Genomic DNA, 19,147 nt, shown 5'->3' with positions numbered 1-19,147 from the left:
GTGGGCAAATGCGCGCCTTTTGTCGCACAGTTCGCCGCGCTGCGAGCAGCGCTTGGCTCAACCCGCTTCGTACACGATGCGCGCCTGCCCGTCTTGCGCCAGCGCCTTCCAGCGCGCCAGCGCCTCGTCGCTGGGCCAGAACTTGGCGCGTTCGCCCAGGTCCAGCTCAGCCTGTGCGGTTGGGCGCAGCACCTTCAGCCGCACGCTCAGGCCTTGCGGCAGGTCGCCCTGCTCGGTGGCCTCAATGCGCGGCGGGTGGGTTTGAACCAGCTCGGCGATGGGCGGCACACCCGGCTGCGGCACCACCGCCAGGTAGCGGCCAAAGCGCGCGCGTGCTGCGGCCAGGCTCCACACCTGCGTCACGTTCAGGCGCAGGCCGCCGCTGAAGCGGTCGGGCTGCACCTTGCCCTGCACGATGATGAGCTCATCCTCGCGCAGCGTGTCCTTGTTGGCGTCGAGCAGTTCCTCGTTGGCCACGGCCTCGATCGGCTCGCTGTTGTCATCAACCTTGAAGATGCCCACCCGGCCGCGCTGGCCGTTGATGACGCGCATCTCGCTGACGATGCCGGCCAGCAATTGCGGCTCGCGTGAATCAATCAGGTCAGCCACCCGGCGCTTGCAGAACTGCCGCACCTCGGCCTCGTCCTGGTCAAAAAGGTGGCCCGAGAGGTAGAAGCCCAGCGCCGTCTTTTCAAGGCTGAGCTTTTCGCGCACGGTCCAGCCTTCAGACACCACCACCAGCGGCGGCTCGGTGGTGTGGCTGCCGTGGCTGTCGCCGTCGTCAAAGTCAAACAGGCCGCCCTGGTTGGCGTTCGCGGTCTGGGTTTCGGCCCAGTCGAAGGCCAGGCCCACGCTGGCCAGCGTGGCGGCGCGGTCAGGGTGCAGCTCATCAAACGCGCCGGCCTTGATCAGGGCCTCCACCACGCGCTTGTTGACCTTGCCCTTGTCCATGCGGCTGCAGAAGTTGAACAGGCTGGTGAAAGGGCCGTCGGCCGTGCGTGCGGCCACCATGGCCTCGATCGCGCCCTGGCCCGTGCCCTTGATGGCGCCCAGGCCGTAGCGGATCTTGCGGCGCCCTTCCAGGCCCGGCATCGGCTCGAAGCGGTACACGCCACGGTTCACGTTCGGCGGCTCGAACTCGATCTTGAAGTTCTTCACCGCGTCGTTGAGCAACACCTTCAACTTGTCGGTGTCGCCCATTTCATTGGTCATGTTGGCCGCGAAGAACTCGGCCGTGTAATGCACCTTCAGCCAACCCGTGTGATAGGCCAGCAGGGAGTAGGCGGCAGCGTGCGACTTGTTGAAACCGTAGCCGGCGAACTTCTCCATCAAGTCGAAGATTTCGTCGGCCTTGTCCTGCTCGATGTTGTTCGCCGCGGCCCCCTTGCGGAAGATCTCGCGGTGCTCGGCCATTTCCTCGGCCTTCTTCTTGCCCATCGCGCGGCGCAGCATGTCGGCGCCGCCCAGGCTGTAGCCACCCAGCACCTGGGCGGTCTGCATCACCTGCTCCTGGTAGACCATGATCCCGTAGGTTTCCGACAGCACCCACTCCACCATCGGGTGCGGGTACTCCACGGTTTCACGGCCGTGCTTTCGCGCCACGAAGCTGGGGATCAGGTCCATCGGGCCCGGGCGGTACAGCGCATTCAGGGCGATCAGGTCTTCCAGCCGGCTCGGCTTGGCGTCGCGCAACATGCCCTGCATGCCGCGCGATTCAAACTGGAACACGGCTTCGGTCAAACCGTCCGAGAACAGCTTGTAGACCTTGGCGTCGTCCAGCGGCAGCTTCTCGAAGGCGAAGTCCTTCTGGTCGGGGTAGCGCTCGACGATGAAGTCTTTGGCCAGCTCCAGAATGGTCAGCGTGGCCAGACCCAGAAAGTCGAACTTCACGAGGCCGATGGCCTCCACGTCGTCCTTGTCGTACTGGCTCACCGCTGAATCACTGCCGGGCTGCTGGTACAGCGGGCAGAAGTCGGTGATCTTGCCCGGCGCAATCAACACACCACCGGCGTGCATGCCGATGTTGCGAACCATGCCTTCCACGCGGGTGGCCAGGCTCAGCAGCTCGGCCACTTCTTCTTCGGCCTTCTCGCGCAGTTCCAGCTCGGGCGCTTCCAGGCGGGCGTAGATCACGCCCTTGTCGGGCTCGGCCGGCACCTTGGCCAGCGTCACGGTTTTGCCCGGGGGCGCCGGAATCAGCTTGGCGATGCTGTCGACCTGGCCGAAGCCCATGCCCAGCACCCGGCCGATGTCGCGCAGCGCCGCCTTGGCCGCCATCGTGCCGAAGGTGGCGATCTGGCTCACGGCCTGGCGACCGTACTTGTCTTTCACGTAGTCGATGACGCGATCGCGGTTGCCCTGGCAGAAGTCGATGTCGAAGTCAGGCATCGACACCCGCTCCGGGTTCAGGAATCGCTCGAACAGCAGGTTGTATTGCAGCGGGTCGAGGTCAGTGATCAGCAGTGCATAGGCCACGAGCGAGCCAGCGCCCGAACCCCGGCCCGGGCCGACCGGGCAGCCATTGTTCTTCGCCCACTTGATGAAGTCCGACACGATCAGGAAGTAGCCGGGGAAGCCCATCTTCAGGATGGTGCCCAGCTCGAATTCCAGCCGCTCGACGTATCGGGCGCGCTCGGCCTCACGCTTGGTGGCGTCAGGGAAGATCTGCTGCAGGCGGTATTCCAGGCCGGCGTAACTCTCTTCGCGGAAGAACTGCGCGATGGGCATCGACGTGCCATCGGCCAGCAGCGGCGTCGGGAAGTTCGGCAGCTGCGGCTTGCCCAGCACCAGCGTCAGGCTGCAACGCGCTGCAATTTGCACGCTGTTGGCCAGCGCACTGGGCAGGTCGGCAAACAGCTCGGCCATCTGGGCCTGCGTCTTGAAATACTGCTCGCGGCCAAAGCGCTTCACGCGCCGCGGGTTGGCCAGCGTTTCACCCTCGGCCACGCACACGCGGGCCTCGTGGGCTTCAAAGTCATCAGGTGCCAGGAACTGCACCGGGTGCGTGGCCACCACCGGCAAGCCCAGGCGCGCGGCCAGCGGCACCGTGGCGCGCACCAGCGCTTCGTGGTGCGGCAAGCCGCCGCGCTGCACTTCCAGGTAGAAGCGGCCAGGGAACAGCTCAGCCAGTTGCAGCGCTGAAGACTCGGCCCGCGCTGCGTCACCCGCCATCAGGGCGTGGCCCACGGCACCAAACTCGGCACCAGACAGGCAGATCAGGCCGTCGCCCAGCTCGTTCAGCCACTCCCAGGTCAGCCAGGCTTGCGCCTTCTGCACATTGCGCGTCCAGGCGCGGGCGAGCAGTTCGCTCAGGTTCAGGTAGCCCTGGGTGTTTTGCACCAGCAGCAGCAGGCGCGTGGCACCGCCGCCGGTGCCCTCCATCGGCTCCACCCACACATCGGCGCCGATGACCGGCTTGACGCCCTTGCCCCGGCAGGCCTTGTAGAACTTGATGGCGCCAAACAGGTTGGCCAGGTCGGTGATGCCCAGTGCCACCATCCCGTCAGATTTGGCGGCGCCGGCCGCATCGTCGATGCGCAAGGTGCCGTCAACAACAGAGAACTCGGAGTGGGTGCGCAGGTGGACAAAACTCATGGGCCGATTGTAAGGAGCCCTCACCCCGCCACGACGCCCACCGCCTGACATGACCTTGATCAAGACCGGTGCAGGCGCGCCACGGGCCAGCGCCCATGCCCCGCCCGGCAACGCCTAAAATCGCGGCCATGACTGGCGCCTTCCTCAACATCTCCACCTACCGCTTCGTTCCGCTTGATGAACTGGAAGCCCTGCGCGAGCAGCTGCACGCCGAAGCCGCCAGCCGGCAACTCACCGGCACGGTGCTGATTGCCGAGGAAGGCATCAACCTGTTTCTGGCCGGCCCGGCCGAAGCCGTGCGCAGCTGGCTGGAAGCCGCCGGCCGCATCGACGCCCGCCTGGCCAACCTGGCGCCCAAGGAAAGCTGGTCAGACACCCAGCCCTTCAAGCGCCTGAAGGTGAAGGTCAAGGCCGAGATCATCCGCATGAACATGCCCGCCATCCGGCCGGCTGAAGGCCGCGCCCCGGCCGTGCCGCCGCGCACGCTGGCACGCTGGCTGGCACAAGGCCATGACGACGAAGGGCGCGAGGTGGTCACGCTCGACACCCGCAATGACTTTGAAGTGGACGCGGGTGCCTTTGAAGGCGCCATCGACTGGCGCCTGCGCAAGTTCAGCGAGTTTCCGGCGGCCCTGGAGGCCCACCGCGACGAGCTGAAAGACAAGACCATCGTCAGCTACTGCACCGGCGGCATCCGCTGCGAAAAGGCGGCCATCGTGATGCAGCAACTCGGCCTGAGCCACACCTACCAGCTCGAAGGCGGCATCCTCAAGTACTTCGAGGAAACCGACGGCGCACCGCACTGGCGCGGTGGCTGCTTCGTGTTCGACGAACGTGAAGTGCTCGACGCCAGCCTGCTGCCCACCGAAGACACCGCCGGAGCCTCGGCATGCTGACCTTCCTCTGGCGCGCCTTCGGCGTTCTGCTGATGTTGAGCGCCTTGGCGCTGCCGCTGCTGCGCGCGCCCGACCGCACGGTGGACACCCTGGTGGCCCGCTGGGCACCGCCGCCGTCTGATTTCATCGACCTGCGCGGCCAGCTGGTGCACGTGCGCGACGAAGGCCCCCGCTGGGACCCCACGCCGCTGGTGCTGATCCACGGCACCTCATCCAGCCTGCACACCTGGCAAGGCTGGGTGGCGGGCCTGAAGGAACGCCGGCGCGTCATCACGTTCGATCTGCCCGGCTTCGGCCTGACCGGCCCGTTTGCCGGCAGCTACACGCCCGACGACTACAGCGGCGACGCCCTCGCCCGCTTCACCCTTGATCTGATGGACCGCCTGAAGGTGCGCCGCGCCGTGATGGTGGGCAACTCGCTCGGCGGTGAAGTGGCCTGGCGCGTGGCCAGCCTGGCGCCTGAGCGCGTGGCCAGCCTGGTGCTGGTGGACGCCTCTGGCTACCGCTTCACGCCCGATGATTTGCCGCTGGGCTTTAGGCTGGCGCGCAACCCGGCCATGGCCTGGATTGGCGAAACCCTGCTGCCGCGCAGCGTGATCGAGCGCACCGTGTACGGCGTGTACGCCGACCCGCGCCGCGTGACGCCCGAGGTGATTGACCGCTACTACGAGCTGACGCTGCGCGAAGGCAACCGCCGCGCTCTGCGCCTGCGCCTGGCCGGCCTGGAAGCCGATCTGGAGCCAGAGCGCATCCCCAAGCTGCGCGTGCCCACCCTGGTGCTGTGGGGCGGCAAAGACAAGCTGATTCCCCCGGCCGTGGGCGCGCAATTCGCCCGCGACATCATCGGTGCCAAGCTGGTGGTGCTGGACGAACTGGGGCATGTGCCGCAGGAAGAAAACCCGGAGCGCAGCCTGGCGCCGGTGAGGGAGTTTCTTGGGGTGAGGTGAGGGGCGGCTGCCAGCGGAGCCGGTCAGCCTGAATGAGCCTAGGCCGCGCCCACCGATGGGTGACGACGCTTGATCTCTTCAACTGACGCCAAAACCAAAGCCTCCAACACAGCCGCGTCCAGATCGGCAAAGCGCTTGAAGTAAAGACAAGCCTTACCCATCTTGTGTTTGCCGAGCTTGGCCAGCAGCGCCTGCTGTTCCGCACCCTCGGCAACGAGGTAGACCACCAGTTCCTTGCCACGCACGGCAAACCCGGTCAGACATGACTCGCCGGTTCGACCGCTCTCGTACCTGTAGGCATAGCTGCCGTAGCCCACGATGCTTGGCCCCCACATCTTGGGCGCCTGCTTCGTGACCTTCTTGAGCAAGGCCATCAGCGCTTTGCAGTCGGCCAGTTGCTCGGGGCTGGCCTCGGCGGCGAGATAGTCATCTACGCTGGCCGCCGTCGGCTTGGTCTTGGCTTCAGCCATGAGCAGAACCCCTTTGTGGCCACAAGCTGCGGCCGTGGTGTGTTTGAAATGCCAAGCTCACCGTACGGCTGCTGAAGGCCAAAGTGGCTTGATCTGGTGCAGCTTCCTCAAGTATGGAATGTGGACCAGCAAATCCAGGCGCAGGTTGAAGGTGCCCTGTGAAAGGGAATAAACCATGGTCAACAGGCAGATCGCTACCCCACCGTAGCCCGTGACCAGACAAGCGTTCACCCCCCACGGCTTTCCAAAAAGCAGCCCATAAGCCGACACCGCCAGCGACACCAAGATGGCCGCGATGACGAGCGCCATCGGATGAAACGGTGACCCGTGATATCGAAGGCCGAAAACTTCATACGAAGCTGGCTGCCCAGTTACCGCGGCGAAGACGGCGAGCAGCGGGATCACAACCCCCATCGCCAGGAACATCCAGCCGAACACCTTGATCCAGAGTGGGATGAGGTTTTTGCGGGTGCCCGCTGACTCGGCGGTGTCGGGAATGTCAGCCACGCTGGCTGACGGTGCGGCATACAGATTGGTATTCGATCGGGTCTTGGGAGGTGTGGTGATGCCAAGGCCTTTCAGAAACTAGAGGGCTTGAGTTATAGGTGAGAAGAGTGAAATTCCCGATGCAATTTTTGGCAAGGTCGTGCGCCTACAAATCCGAACCCGCCCACACAAAAATTGAGCCCTTAATTACACCAGTGAGCTGTCAGGCTTCGGCTGCCTGCAACACGCACCACTGTGTTCGCGCACGGAGAATTCTTGCAGCATCACTTTACGGAACCTCACTGGCTTGTTTAAGGCACTTACATTTAATGCCATTCCTCGCGCCACTCGCCGAATTTTATCTTGGTTTTCCTCAATGAGGGCATTAGCCAATTGCCAACACTCGGTTTGAACTTCTGCTAATTGCCTCGATTCATCAATGGTAATCCTCCCCGGAAAACGGACACCTCTTAAAATCTGAAGGAGTTCATTTGCGCTTCTCGCATCATCGATACCGTTCGTTTTCAGCAACTCCCTTGCCGTAAACTCATTTCTATTTTCAATGGCAATGGACTCTGAAATTACACCAGAAAACAACACCACAATTCGCTTTACCAAATACTCTTCAACCGCCTCGACGGATTTTATCTCGAGGCGCGGGAATACGGTCGCCGAACCTGATGCTGTAATGTGCTTACCATCTTTAAATAACGTAACAGTAATATCATCTACCTCAAAACCCACTGCCTGGGCGATCACCCAATGTCCCGCCTCATGATGGCATATTTCTAGTTTTCTCTGATCTGACTGCATAGCTATCCGTGTGACACAACTAACCTAGGCGATGACTAGTACCGGAGCCGAAATTAGTTAGGACTATAACTGACCAAGAACTCAATTTCGCCATAGCTGATGTTATCCCCACACTCGAAGAAGAGCTTGACATTTATTTAATCCGGCACACCACTATGCAATCTTGAGTCGGTTGATAATTGCGTAATGAGAGAGTTTTAAAATGTGATAAACATAGGCAACACTTGCCGCCAGGTTCTCTCGACTAGGCTTTAAATTATTGTTTCTCGCCCAGCTAAAAGCTGACTTCGGCGATTTTATTATCGATGAAAAGATCTTACCGACTTCATCACCCTTTTCGCCGTAGTAGTTTGACTGGCTGTAATTCCAAGTATTCCTTACCGTGCTAGGCGTTTCCCAGCCAGAATTCCCCGCTGAGACTATTGACTGCAGCAAAGTTAGGTACGTCAGTCGCTCGTCGGTTATCTTTATTTTCCCTGCTATCTGGCTAAAATTTGACCAAGCGATTTGGTGCGGTTTTGGGGAAGACTTCTTGAGCGTCAATACAATTTCCCCACTCATTTGCCCATGCTCAGCAATTACGAAAAATGGATTATTAGCCTCGACAGTCACACCGTTTTGAAGCGAGGGCTGCTGAGCTGAGAGTATCCCGAGAAAATCCGCCTCACTCAAATTAATAATAAATCTCCCATTTACTTTAGAGATATCATTCGCCATAAAATATGCCGCATAATACGCGGTAACCAGTATCCAGGCTGATTGCGCATTTGAATCAAGCAGGCACTCTATATTCCGACACTGCTGATTGATGCGCTGACTACCAAAATATAAATCATTAAATATTGCCTCCGTGTACTCGCCAGCTGCAATTGTGATTTGAAATAGATTCGGACCAATAAAGGACACTTCGCGATGGGCACTCGCATCGCTTAGTATACTTTTCACTGTATGACCGTATCTGTATTGTTGAGGCTTATCCTCCCCCCGCAGGCCAATCGCTGACAGGTGACTCAAGGACACGCTCAAAATATCGGCCTCAAGCATTTCAAAGCAAGTCCGAAGGGGTGCCCAGCTTTTGGCTATGCAACTCAAGTAGCGTTGACAACTCCAATGCTAGCTCGTTAATTGCGGCTTGATTCGAGCCCGTGTGCCTGGAGAGATCCACACCGACAATTCCATCCATTATTTTGCTCATGGAGGCGAGCGAGTAATTTTTGTTGTGCATGATTGAAAGGTGACAAACCTTATCGAATATCTTAAATATCGCCTGAAAAAATGCTGAGGTCGTTAGTCGATTCGATCTTTCCTCCATCTTTTCAAGCGAAGCCTCCACCGCCGATAGAAAATTAATCAAGAGCTTTCTTTTATCATCGTAGGTGAATTGACCCAGTATGTCACCATTTAACAACGGATCAATTGCAGCCTGAAATGGAACCAACGACAGCCGACCTGGCGCAGAGCTGGTCGCACTCATGCGCTCATAAAGAGGCGATTCAGGGCTTTCGTTCAGATCCTTAAAGAGCCGATTTCTTGTTGCATCAATTGAGTCTGGCTCGGAAAGGAATTTCATCAACTCAATCCGAAGAGTCTTTGGCACGCCTTTTTGTGTTGAATTGATGTCGATGAAATACTTCACTTCAGCTGCATGATCTAACCCATCTAGAATGCATACCGGAAGGCTGATGTCCTCGTTAGCCATCTCCGAACCGTAAAGACGATGCTGGCCATCAATTACAAAAAATGAGCCCGGAATCAAATTTATGGTGAGCTTCCCGTTCGCAAACTCGAGATCGGCATTTTTTTGAGCACTAAGTATTATCGCTCCAGGAATTATATTCCCAGAGTTAAGGTATTCCGCGATGGATTCGGCCCGCTTTTCACTCAGGAAACGTTGATAACCAAGCTTCGGATCCTCGTCGACTCGGGAGACTTTTGAGAATGCAAAAATCTCTCTCGCGGTCATTACGGTGACATAGTAGTCAATCGAATCATTCCCGATGCTGAACGCTTGCTTTTCTATCGTACTCATATGTTTGGTCGATTGGTATTAATATTTACAAGGGAGCGCGTCATTAGTGGATGACGTGGGAAATACAAAAATTATCGGCCATCGGCGCTGTGCACCCTTGTGGCGCATTACCGATGCCCGTTAGATCATGCGCAGTTCTGCATGACAGCAACATCTAGGGCCTCCATATAGAGCTGCTCTCCGGGCAAGAACGCGGTTGCCAACTTGTGCATATCATTTACGTCGAGTTCACCATCGAGTCGAAAGAACTTCTGATAATGGCTTCCCTTTACCTTTTTAGTTTCGAGAAGCAAAGTATCGAGATCACGCCCGGAATACTGGATCGTTGCACCATCAAGGTGAACGATCAGCGACTGAAAGTTAGTCGACATAGCGTGCAGGTAATAAGCAAAATCACTTCCAGGCTTGTACTGCCACGCCTCCAACTGAAGGAGCTCCCCCCTCTTGTCATCGACTTTGCGCAAATGAATAAGCAAAGACTCATACCCTCCGCCAGTGTGCGCGTTTGGGAGAAAATACTTGGACTTTGTATAACCTTGCTTTAGCGCAATTTCGACAGCGCGTTGAAATGGCACTCCAAATATTGGCGCTGATCCCCAGACAGATGGGCGGTAAGTTAGACGAATTGCGGCCTGCCTCCACAGATCAGGACGATTAACAAGCGCATCGGCCACGACGTTAGATTCGGGCACGGGAAAAACCTCGATATCTGGATTTTCGGCGAATGCCAGATCATAGCCGTCGGCTGTACATCGGATAATCAAGCATTGGCACGGAATAAGGCCGTCTTCGGTTTGATGCCTAGCGGCAATAATTTCGAAAGGCTCTTTCCTTTGAAGGTATTCACGCATCGTGCGATGAAGGAACATTGGCTTACGGCGCATAATTTTCGGGCTCCACGTCGACGCGTTACGTCATCCGTTGCAGCGGAAGATACCATACAATTACTACAGACCAAGCAGCTCAGGCTACTGACTGGTCGAACGCGAAGGTATACAGGGCCCATTCTGCAGCCACCTCTATGTCGCGAAAAAGGCCCTTCCGCGTAATCTTCACTCGTCTAGTTATGTCCGCCACGGAGCGCGACGAGCCAGAAATCTCATTATTCATAAACATACATTTTTAGATTTCCTGCCCAGTTGCTAGACCGCGCAACAATGCCCACGTGAACTAGTTCTGCGCGAATAGCACCGGTCACATAACTTGGCAGTCTGCCCTCTAAAACGAATAAGGTGGGTGTAGCCAAGTACCCGTCAATTCAACAGCTTCTTCGTTGCGGCTGGGTGTCTAGCCGCAATTATCCTACCGTGAACGGCAGCACGATGTTACAAGTTCTCTCGCTTACCGGCGAGTCCTTACATCGAACTGTTCAACACGCTACGCCCATCGGTATTTCTGGCAAGAGTCAGCAGTCCAAGCGAGCCAAAGACCGGTTGCTATCGCTGTTCAAACCTTTAACGACCGTACTTTCCATACGCGACGGTCACCCCCCACCCCGAACTAACCCGCCAAGCCATCGCATTTCCGGCCACTGCCCCCAGGCCGCTTTGCCTACGATCACCAGACCCTGACCGCGTCTGTCTGATCCATGAGCTCGTCTGCACTCACCGCTGCGCTCCGCCCCGCCAAGGGCGCTGGCATTGCCACGCTGCCCGTGCGCGAGCCCGCGAACGAGCCCGCCACCAACGCCCTGCCGCTGGCTGAGCTGCTGGAAGCTGCCCAGCGCCTGCAAGACGCCGGGCAGGCTGACGCTGCTGTGCAGCTCTACCGCAACTGGCTGGACGGCAACACCTCGCCGCTGCGGCATGTGGCCTGGTTCAACCTGGGCACGCTGCTGGGCAGCCGCCAGGCCGACGCCGAGGCAGAGAAGGCCTACCAGGCCGCCTTGACGCTGTTTCCCGCCTTTCCGCAGGCCCGGCTGAACCTGGGCCATGCGCTGGAGCGCCGTGGCGACGGTGACGGCGCCCTGGCCCAGTGGCTGGCGGTGGTGGAAGACACGCCAGACACACCCGACAACCAAGCGCTGCGCCTGCACGCCATGAACAACCTGGCGCGGCTGAACGAGCAGCTGCGCCGTCTGGACACCGCCGAAGCCTGGATGCGCCGCAGCCTCACGGCCAAGGCCGCGCAGTTCGACGTGCTGCAGCACTACGTGCACATCCGCCAGAAGCAATGCAAATGGCCGGTCTACCAGCCGGTGGGCCGGGTCACGGCCAACCAGCTGGTGGTGGGCACCTCGCCACTAGCCATGCTGAGCATGACCGACGACCCCGCGCTGCAGCTGATGGCCGCCCAGCGCTTCGTGCATGAACGCGTGGTGAAGCCGCCCGAGGTGCCGCTGCACGCCAGCGGCCCGGCACGCAGCGGCCGCATCCGCATCGGCTACCTGAGTGGTGATCTGTGCATGCATGCGGTCGGCCTGCTCACGGCCGAGCTGTATGAGCTGCACGACCGCGAGCGCTTCGAGGTGTATGCCTTCTGCTGGAGCAAGGACGACGGCTCGCCGCTGCGCCAGCGGCTGGTGCAGGCGATGGACCACCACATCCGCATCGGCGGGCTGGACGACACCACCGCCGCCCGCCTGATCGCCGGCCTGGGCATTGACGTGCTGGTTGACCTGCAAGGCCTGACCAACGGCGCCCGCCCGAACATCCTGGCGCTGCGCCCGGCCCCGGTGCAGGTGAGCTACCTGGGCTTTCCGGGCACCTGCGCCCTGCCGGGTGTGGACTGGATCGTGGCCGACCGCCAGGTGATGCCCGAGGCGCTCACGCCCTACTGCACCGAGCAACCCCTGTATGTGCCCACCTGCTACCAGGTGAGCGACCGCCAGCGCGACATCGCGCCCCGCCCTACCCGCGCCCAATACGGCCTGCCGGAAGACGCCTTCGTCTACTGCTCGTTCAACAACACCTTCAAGTTCAACGAAGGCCAGTTCCGCGGCTGGATGCGCATCTTGCAGGCGGTGCCCGGCAGCGTGCTGTGGCTGCTGGCTGACAACGACTGGGCCCGCGACAACATGCGCCAGGTGGCCGCTGAGCACGGCGTAGCGCAAGAGCGGCTGATCATTGCCCCGCGGGTGGCGCCGCCCGAATACCTCGCCCGCTTCCAGCTGGCCGACCTGATGCTCGACACCTTCCCGTACAACGCCGGCACCACCGCCAGCGATGCGCTGTGGATGGGCCTGCCGCTCATCACCTGGTCGGGCCGGACCTACATCTCGCGCATGGCGGGCAGCCTGCTGAACGCCGTGGGCCTGCCTGACCTGATCACCGAATCGCTGGCCGACTACGAACGCCTGGCTGTGCAGCTGGGCCAACAGCCCGCCCGCGTGGCCTCTTACAAGCGCTATCTGGCTGAGCATGGCCGCCAGTCACCGCTGTTCAACGTGCCGCAGCTGGTGCGTGATCTGGAGGCCGGTTTTGAGCAACTGGCCCTGGCCAGCCGACCCGCCTGAACATCGGCCCCTGAAGTACCGTGCCAACCGCCCCTCGCGCCACCCCGCCCCCTGCCGACGCCCTGCCGCCCGGCGGGCCGGACAACGACGCCCTGCTGCAATCGCTGGTGTGGCTGAGCCGCCACCACGGCCGTGAGCGCTCGGCCGCGGCGCTGCTGGCCGGCATCCCGATCACCGGCGGCAACCTGCTGCCCGACCAGGCCGTGCGCGCCATGCAGCAGGCCGGCTTTCACGCCAGCATCCTCAGCCGCCCGCTGGAGCAGATCAGCCCGCTGATGCTGCCCGTGGTGGTGCTGCTGCGCGACGGCGACGCCTGCGTGGTGACGCGCCGCATCGACACGCCGCAACTCGGCGGCTGCAGCTTCGAGATCGTGCTGCCAGCCGCCCGCAATGCCACCTGCCTGGTGCGTGCCGATGAACTGAGTGAAGAGTATTTGGGGCACCTGCTGGCCGTGTCGCCGCAGGTGGCGCTGCCGCAAGGCGGTGGTGAACTGCTGGGCCACGGTGGCCACTGGCTGTGGGGCACGCTGCGGCGCTTCGTGCCCTACTACCGCGCCGCGCTGCTGGCCGCACTCGTCAGCAACGTGATGATGCTGGTCAGTGGCCTGGTGAGCTCAGTGGTGTTCGACAAGGTCATTCCGCACCAGGCCTTCGTCACGCTGTGGACGTTGGCTTCCGGCGCCGCACTGGCCCTGCTGGTGGACCTGGCTGCGCGGCAACTGCGCGCCTACCTGATCGACATCTCCGGCCGCAAGGCCGACCTGATCATCGGCTCGCTGCTGTTCAGGCAAACGCTGGGCGTGCGCATGGAGCACCGGCCCACGTCCTCAGGCGCCTACGCGCACCACCTCGCGCAGATCGAAACCGTGCGCGACTTCTTCGCCTCGGCCACGCTGGCCACCTTGTCTGACCTGCCCTTCATCGCCATGTTCGTGGCGATGACCTTCATCGTCGGTGGCCCGCTGGGCTGGGTGCTGGCCTTGGCCATCCCGGTCATCCTGACCATCGTGCTGGTGATTCAAGGCTCGCTCAAGCGCAGCATGAACGCCGGCCTGCAGCACCAGACCGACCTGCAAGGCGTGCTGGTGGAAGCGGTGGACGGCCTGGAAGACCTCAAAACCTGCGGCGCCCAAGGCCGCTTCCTGCAGCGCTATGAAGATGCCACCGCGCTGGCCGCCAGCTCGGCCCTGCGGGCACGCTCGATCAGCAGCTGGTCGAACAACCTGTCGTCCACCGCCCAGCAGGCCGTGACGCTGGTGATGCTGGTGTGGGGCGTGTATTTGATCCGCGACGGCGTCATCACCGCCGGCGCACTCATTGGCGCAGTGATGTTCGCCGGCCGCGCCATCGCCCCGCTGGGCAGCGTGGTGAGCCTGGCCAACCGCTACCAGGGCGCCCGCGCCGCGATGACCGCGCTCGACCGCCTGATGACCCTGCCGCTCGAGCGCGAAGAAAACCGCAACTACCTGGTGCGGCCGCAACTGCAAGGCGGCCTGGCCCTGCGCAGCGCCGGCTTTGCCTACCCACCCACCGGCAGCGACACGCCGCCGAAGGTACTGAACGACATCAACCTGCAGTTCCGCCCCGGTGAACGCGTGGCGATTCTGGGGCGCATCGGCAGCGGCAAATCCACCATCCTGCGACTGCTGGCCGGGCTCTACCAGCCCACCGAAGGCCGTGTGGAAGTCGACGGCATCGACCTGCGACAGATTGACCCCGCCGACTACCGCGACCAGATCGGCTTCGTGGCGCAAGACCCGCGCTTGTTCTCGGGCACCCTGCGTGACAACGTGCTGCTCGGCCGCGCCAGCGCCGATGCCCAGCGCCTGCAACTGGTGGCCCAGCTCACCGGCCTGGACCGCCTGGTGAGCAGCCACCCGCTGGGCTGGGACTTGCCGGTGGGTGAACGCGGCGCGTTGCTCTCAGGCGGGCAACGCCAGCTGGTGGCGCTGGCCCGTTGCCTGGTCACCGGGCCGCAGATGCTGCTGATGGACGAGCCCACCAGCTCGATGGATGCGCAATCGGAAGTGATGTTCCTGCAGCGCCTTGCCGCTTCCGCCGGCCCGCGCACGCTGATCATGGTGACCCACCGCCCTGCCGTGCTGGAACTGGCCCAGCGCATCGTGGTGGTGGACGCCGGCAAGGTGGTGATGGACGGCCCGAAAGCCCAGGTGCTGGCCGCCCTGCAAGGCCAGGCACCGCGCCCGCCCGCGCCTGATGGCACCGCGCCGCAAGGCTCAACAACCCCGGCTGCTGCCAGGCCTGCAGTGCCTGCTGCCGGTGCACCCGGCGCCCCCGCCCGCGGAGCCACCGCATGAGCCGCCCATCGGGCAACAACGCCGATGTGTGGCGCTGGTTCTCCGTGCCGCCTGAGCGGCAGCGCGCGGTAGAGCCCACCTTCGCCGCCAACGACCCGGCCCCCATTGAGGCCGCACCGCCGGCCCGCCAGCGCTGGGCCGCCCAGCCCGCGCCCGCTTCATCTGGCAACAGCGCAAGCAGAGGCGCCGGCAAGCGCGGCAAGAAGCGCGTCGCCTTGCAACCCGGCGACGAGGCCTTCCTCAGCGCGGTAGACGCCGCTCAAAACGTCGAAGCCCACCCGGCCGTGAACGGCGCCATCTGGCTGATGCTGATCAGCATTGCGCTGGCCGTGGCCTGGGCTGCCAACACGAACATCGAGCAGATCACGCGCGCTGATGGCCGCGTGGTGCCGGATGGCCGCGAGCAGGTCATCGCCAGCCTGGAAGGCGGCATCCTGCGTGAGTTGATGGCGCGTGAAGGCACGCGTGTCACCGTGGGACAACCGCTGGCCCGGCTTGACCCGACACGGTTTGAATCACAACAGAACGAAGGCCAGGCGCGCCGCTTGGCGCTGATGGCCAGCATCGCCCGGCTGCAGGCCGAAGCCAATGGCCGGCCGCTGGTATTTCCGCCTGACGTGCTGACCGAGAAGGCCGTGGTGGCCAACGAAACCGAGGCCTACCAGGCCCGCCGCCGCCTGCTGGAAGAAGCCGTGGGCGCGAACCAGCAAAGCATCGGCCTGGTGCGCCGCGAACTGGATGTGGCGGCTGGCATGGCCGCCCGCGGCTTGATGTCGGAGGTGGAGGTGGTGCGGCTGCGCCGCCAGATCAACGACATGCAGCAGCAGATGCTGGAACGGCGCAACCGCTTCCGGCAAGACGCCAGCACCGAGTTGCTGAAAACCCAGACCGAACTCACCCAGCTGAATGAGCAGATGGTGGCGCGTGAAGACGCGGTGCGCCGCACGGTGCTGGAATCGCCCGTGGACGGGCTGGTGAAGAACGTGCGCATGAACACGCTGGGCGGCGTGGTGAACGCCGGCGCGCCGATCATGGAGATCGTGCCGATCAGCGAAGAGTTGCTGATCGAGGCGCGGGTGAAGCCGGCCGACATCGGCTTCGTGCATGTCGGGCAGGCGGCCGAGATCAAGTTGTCGGCCTATGAATACAACCTCTACGGCGGCCTGACCGGCGTGGTGGAGTCGATCAGCCCCGACGCGCTGGGCGACACCGAACGGCAAGGCAATGGGCCAGACAACACGTGGTTTAAGGCTCTGATCCGGGTAAAGCAGAACCACCTCAAAAAGCATGATCAGGTCTTGTCGGTTCTCCCAGGGATGACCGGCACGGTCGAGATCAACACCGGCGAACGCACGGTGCTGGATTTTGTGTTGCGCCCCCTGCTGAAAGCCCGCGAGGCCTTCCGGGAGCGCTGATCGCCCCGAAGGAGTCCCGCATGGCTCACGCACTGCGCCCCTGCCAAGAATTCGCGAAGTTTGTAGCGGCCCGCCAGGTGGGTTTGAAGCAGGCCCCAGGGCTGCTTTCAAACGCTGTTTCAGCCACTGTCGCAGCCGCTTTTGCAACGCTCACGCCAGCACTGGCCACCGCCGCGCCGCAAGGCTGCGAAGTGCCCGCCGCGCTGGCCAGCAACGCCGCCACCGATGCCGCCGCACCGCGCCTGTCGATGCTGAACCTGCTGCAGCTGGCCGAGCAACGCAGCAAGGCCGTGGGCGCCGCCCGCCTGCTGGCCGACGCCGCCGCCAGCGACGCCGAAGAAACCCGCGCGATGTCGCAGGCCCAGGCCTCGTTCAGCATGCTGGCCGGCGCCACCGGCACGCAAGTGCGCGACAGCGGCCTGAACAACAGCACCGTGCTGCGTCCGTCAGTGCAGATCGGCGCTTCGCTGTACGACGGTGGCCGCCAGGACTACCTGAACCGCTGGCGCGAGCAATTGATCGAAGCGGCCAAGATGGGCCAGCTCTCAGCCGCCGAACAAGTGCAGCTGCAAACCGTGAGCCTGGCGTTCGATCGCAGCCGCTTCCGCCTGCAGGCGCAGGTGTGGCAGCAATACACGCAGAAGGTGTGCGGACTGGTCAGCTCACTCGAGCAGATCGTCACCGCCGACAAGGGCCGCAGCAGCGAGCTGGTGCAGGCCCGCAAGACCCTGCAGCAGGTCCAACTCTCGCGTAGCGCAGCACTCACGCAAATGCGGCTGACCGACTCTCGCCTGCGCCGCCTGGTGGGCGACCAACTGCCCGACGTGCCCAGCATGGCCGCGCTGATGCTGGACACCCCGCCACTGGCCCAGCTGACCACGCAAGCCGTGCGCGCCGCCGACATCGTGCAACTGGACGCACAAGCCGCCGCCGCCGACGAGCTGGCCCGCGCCACCAGTGCCAGCCAGAAGCCGCAGGTCGGCTGGTCTGCCTCGCTCAGCAAGAACGTGGTGGGCGACCGCAACGCCGTCTGGCAAGCCGGCATCACCCTCGCCGTGCCCTTGATGAACCCGGGCGCAGCCCCCGCTGAACGTGCCGCCCGCCAGCGCGCAGACGCCGCACGCATGCAGCGCGAAGACGCGCTTGAATCACTGCAGAACCGGCTGGCCCAGGTGCATGAACAAGCCGGTGCCGCCTTCACCCGCGCCCGCGACGTGGTACAGGTGCTGAAAGACAGCGAACGCGTGCGCGACGACACACTACAGATGTGGCAACAACTCGGCCGCCGCTCCCTCTTCGACGTGATGTCGGCCGAGGGCGACCACTTCAACCTCCGGCTGTCCTACGTCGACGCCCTGCACGACGGCCAGCAGGCGGTGGCGCTGCTGTGGTCCTTGGCCGGTGGCGTGGCGCAGCCGTTGCGGTGACCTCACCCCGCTCCGCCTTGCCCCGGATCACATCACCTCAAGGCTGATCCAGATCCCTCGCCAGCTTGACGCGGTCGATGCCGACGCTGGTGGCCAGCAGGCGCATCAGCACTTCGCCCTGGTGGCTGGCGCCTTGGGCGGCTTGCATCACCAGCGCTTCTGATTGCGCGCCGAGCTGGGTGGTCAAGGCCTCGTGCAGGCGGGCCAGCCAGGCTTGCGCCAGGGGCGATTCAGCCCAGGCTGACGGCGCGCTGGGCGCGGCTGCCCCGCCCACCGGCGTGGGTTGGCTGGCGCCGAACCAATGCACGGGCAGCGAGATCTGGGTGTCTTCCAGCCCCTGGTCTTGCGCCACGGCCACTTGCAGGGCCTGGCGAAACTCCACTGCGCTGAGAAAGCGCTGGGCCGGGTCACGGGCCAGGGCGCGGGTCATCACGGCGTCGTAGCGGCGCAGGCGCGGGCGGTCCAGCACCGCGCTGGGCAGCGGCGGCACCTGGCTGAAGAGCTGTTCCTTGATGTCGTCGGCGCTGCCGGTGAAAGGCGCCTTGCCGGTCAGCAGGCGGTAGAACAGCACGCCGGCGGCGAACAGATCAACGCGGTGATCGGCTGGTGCTTCAAGATATTGCTCGGGCGCCATGTAGCCGGGGCTGCCCTGCACCGAGGGCGGCACCCCGGGCTCAGAGTCACCGCCGTCGATGCGGGCGATGCCGAAATCGGTCAGCTTGAGGCGCCCGTCCGCGGTGATCAGCAGGTTGGCGGGTTTCAGGTCGCGGTGCCACACGCCCTGGGCGTGCGCGGCGTCCAGCGCGTCGAGCAGCTGGCCCATGATGGCGACGGCCTCGGCCTCCGGCATGCTGGGCGTGGTCGACAGCACCTGGTCGAGGTTGCGGGCATGCACCAGCTCCATCGCCATGAAGGGCTTGCCGTCATGCTCGCCAAATTCGTGGATGGCCACCACGCCGGGGTGCGCAATGCGCCCCACGGCCCGGGCCTCGTTGCGAAAGCGTTCTGCCGCACGGGCCACATCGGCCAGGCCGGTGGCGCCGTCCGGGCGCAGCGTCTTGATGGCCACGGCGCGCTCGATCAGCGGGTCGAAGCCGCGGTACACCACGCCCATGGCGCCGTAACCCAGCACGCCGGTGATGCGGTATTTGCCGATGCGGACGGGTGCGGTGCTCATGCGGTGCCCTTCAGTGCCGGGCAAGCTGCCAGCACCGTGCCCCCGCCAGCGAGGGCGGGTTCCGTGAACAGGACGTGATTGAGCAGCAGAACCATGGCGCGCCTGACAACAAAACGGAGGC

General features: G+C 62.8%; 14 protein-coding genes. 6 read left to right on the top strand and 8 right to left on the bottom strand.

What is annotated here, in order from left to right:
• Positions 1-57 precede the first annotated feature (57 nt).
• Positions 58-3,594 carry a DNA polymerase III subunit alpha gene (dnaE, locus tag AACH00_RS12090; RefSeq protein WP_341399391.1) on the bottom strand — a complete coding sequence of 1,179 codons (3,537 nt, stop codon included), beginning with the start codon at positions 3,592-3,594 and terminating at the stop codon, positions 58-60.
• Between the two features lie 128 nt (positions 3,595-3,722).
• Between dnaE and AACH00_RS12085 the strand changes: the two genes are divergently transcribed.
• Together AACH00_RS12085 and AACH00_RS12080 are read left to right on the top strand one after the other, a co-directional pair.
• Positions 3,723-4,490, top strand: a complete 768-nt coding sequence (locus AACH00_RS12085; protein ID WP_341399390.1) for a sulfurtransferase — start codon at positions 3,723-3,725, stop codon at positions 4,488-4,490.
• Positions 4,484-5,437, top strand: coding sequence for an alpha/beta fold hydrolase (locus AACH00_RS12080; RefSeq protein ID WP_341399389.1), 954 nt, complete (start codon positions 4,484-4,486; stop codon positions 5,435-5,437). Before AACH00_RS12085 ends, AACH00_RS12080 begins: the two co-directional genes overlap by 7 nt.
• A gap of 38 nt (positions 5,438-5,475) precedes the next feature.
• Here the strand turns inward: AACH00_RS12080 and AACH00_RS12075 are convergent, their stop codons facing one another.
• The 6 genes from AACH00_RS12075 to AACH00_RS12050 form a co-directional block, all read right to left on the bottom strand.
• Positions 5,476-5,907 (bottom strand): DUF1801 domain-containing protein, encoded by a 432-nt coding sequence (locus tag AACH00_RS12075; RefSeq protein ID WP_341399388.1) that lies wholly within the window; start codon positions 5,905-5,907, stop codon positions 5,476-5,478.
• A gap of 57 nt (positions 5,908-5,964) precedes the next feature.
• Positions 5,965-6,414 carry a hypothetical protein gene (locus AACH00_RS12070; protein ID WP_341399387.1) on the bottom strand — a complete coding sequence of 150 codons (450 nt, stop codon included), beginning with the start codon at positions 6,412-6,414 and terminating at the stop codon, positions 5,965-5,967.
• Positions 6,415-6,600: 186 nt separating this feature from the next.
• Positions 6,601-7,206: a hypothetical protein gene (locus tag AACH00_RS12065; RefSeq protein ID WP_341399386.1), complete on the bottom strand. Its 606-nt coding sequence runs from the start codon at positions 7,204-7,206 to the stop codon at positions 6,601-6,603.
• Positions 7,207-7,359: 153 nt separating this feature from the next.
• A complete protein-coding gene (locus AACH00_RS12060) occupies positions 7,360-8,226 on the bottom strand; it encodes a hypothetical protein (RefSeq protein WP_341399385.1) in 867 nt (288 codons plus the stop codon).
• A 25-nt stretch (positions 8,227-8,251) separates the two neighbouring features.
• Positions 8,252-9,235: a DGQHR domain-containing protein gene (locus AACH00_RS12055; protein ID WP_341399384.1), complete on the bottom strand. Its 984-nt coding sequence runs from the start codon at positions 9,233-9,235 to the stop codon at positions 8,252-8,254.
• 125 nt (positions 9,236-9,360) lie between these two features.
• The gene (locus tag AACH00_RS12050; protein WP_341399383.1) at positions 9,361-10,086 is read right to left on the bottom strand and encodes a hypothetical protein; all 726 of its coding nucleotides are present in this window, start codon (positions 10,084-10,086) and stop codon (positions 9,361-9,363) included.
• Between the two features lie 737 nt (positions 10,087-10,823).
• On the opposite strand from AACH00_RS12050, the gene AACH00_RS12045 reads away from it, so the two are divergent.
• From AACH00_RS12045 to AACH00_RS12030, 4 genes are read left to right on the top strand one after another with little or no spacing between them, the layout of a single operon-like run.
• Positions 10,824-12,689 carry an O-linked N-acetylglucosamine transferase, SPINDLY family protein gene (locus AACH00_RS12045; RefSeq protein WP_341399382.1) on the top strand — a complete coding sequence of 622 codons (1,866 nt, stop codon included), beginning with the start codon at positions 10,824-10,826 and terminating at the stop codon, positions 12,687-12,689.
• 20 nt (positions 12,690-12,709) lie between these two features.
• Complete coding sequence (locus AACH00_RS12040) at positions 12,710-15,007, top strand: type I secretion system permease/ATPase (protein ID WP_341399381.1); 2,298 nt, start codon at positions 12,710-12,712, stop codon at positions 15,005-15,007.
• Positions 15,004-16,422 (top strand): HlyD family type I secretion periplasmic adaptor subunit, encoded by a 1,419-nt coding sequence (locus tag AACH00_RS12035; protein WP_341399380.1) that lies wholly within the window; start codon positions 15,004-15,006, stop codon positions 16,420-16,422. The genes AACH00_RS12040 and AACH00_RS12035 overlap by 4 nt, the downstream gene beginning before the upstream one ends.
• Positions 16,423-16,442: 20 nt before the next feature.
• Complete coding sequence (locus AACH00_RS12030; RefSeq protein ID WP_341399379.1) at positions 16,443-17,849, top strand: TolC family protein; 1,407 nt, start codon at positions 16,443-16,445, stop codon at positions 17,847-17,849.
• Between the two features lie 37 nt (positions 17,850-17,886).
• Here the strand turns inward: AACH00_RS12030 and AACH00_RS12025 are convergent, their stop codons facing one another.
• A complete protein-coding gene (locus AACH00_RS12025) occupies positions 17,887-19,026 on the bottom strand; it encodes a serine/threonine-protein kinase (RefSeq protein ID WP_341399378.1) in 1,140 nt (379 codons plus the stop codon).
• Positions 19,027-19,147 lie beyond the last annotated feature (121 nt).

Source organism: Ideonella margarita (genome assembly GCF_038066635.1).
Lineage (GTDB): Bacteria > Pseudomonadota > Gammaproteobacteria > Burkholderiales > Burkholderiaceae_C > Ideonella > Ideonella margarita.
The sequence above is the reverse complement of the archived record's forward strand: the minus strand, read 5'-3'. Positions and strand labels throughout refer to the sequence as shown.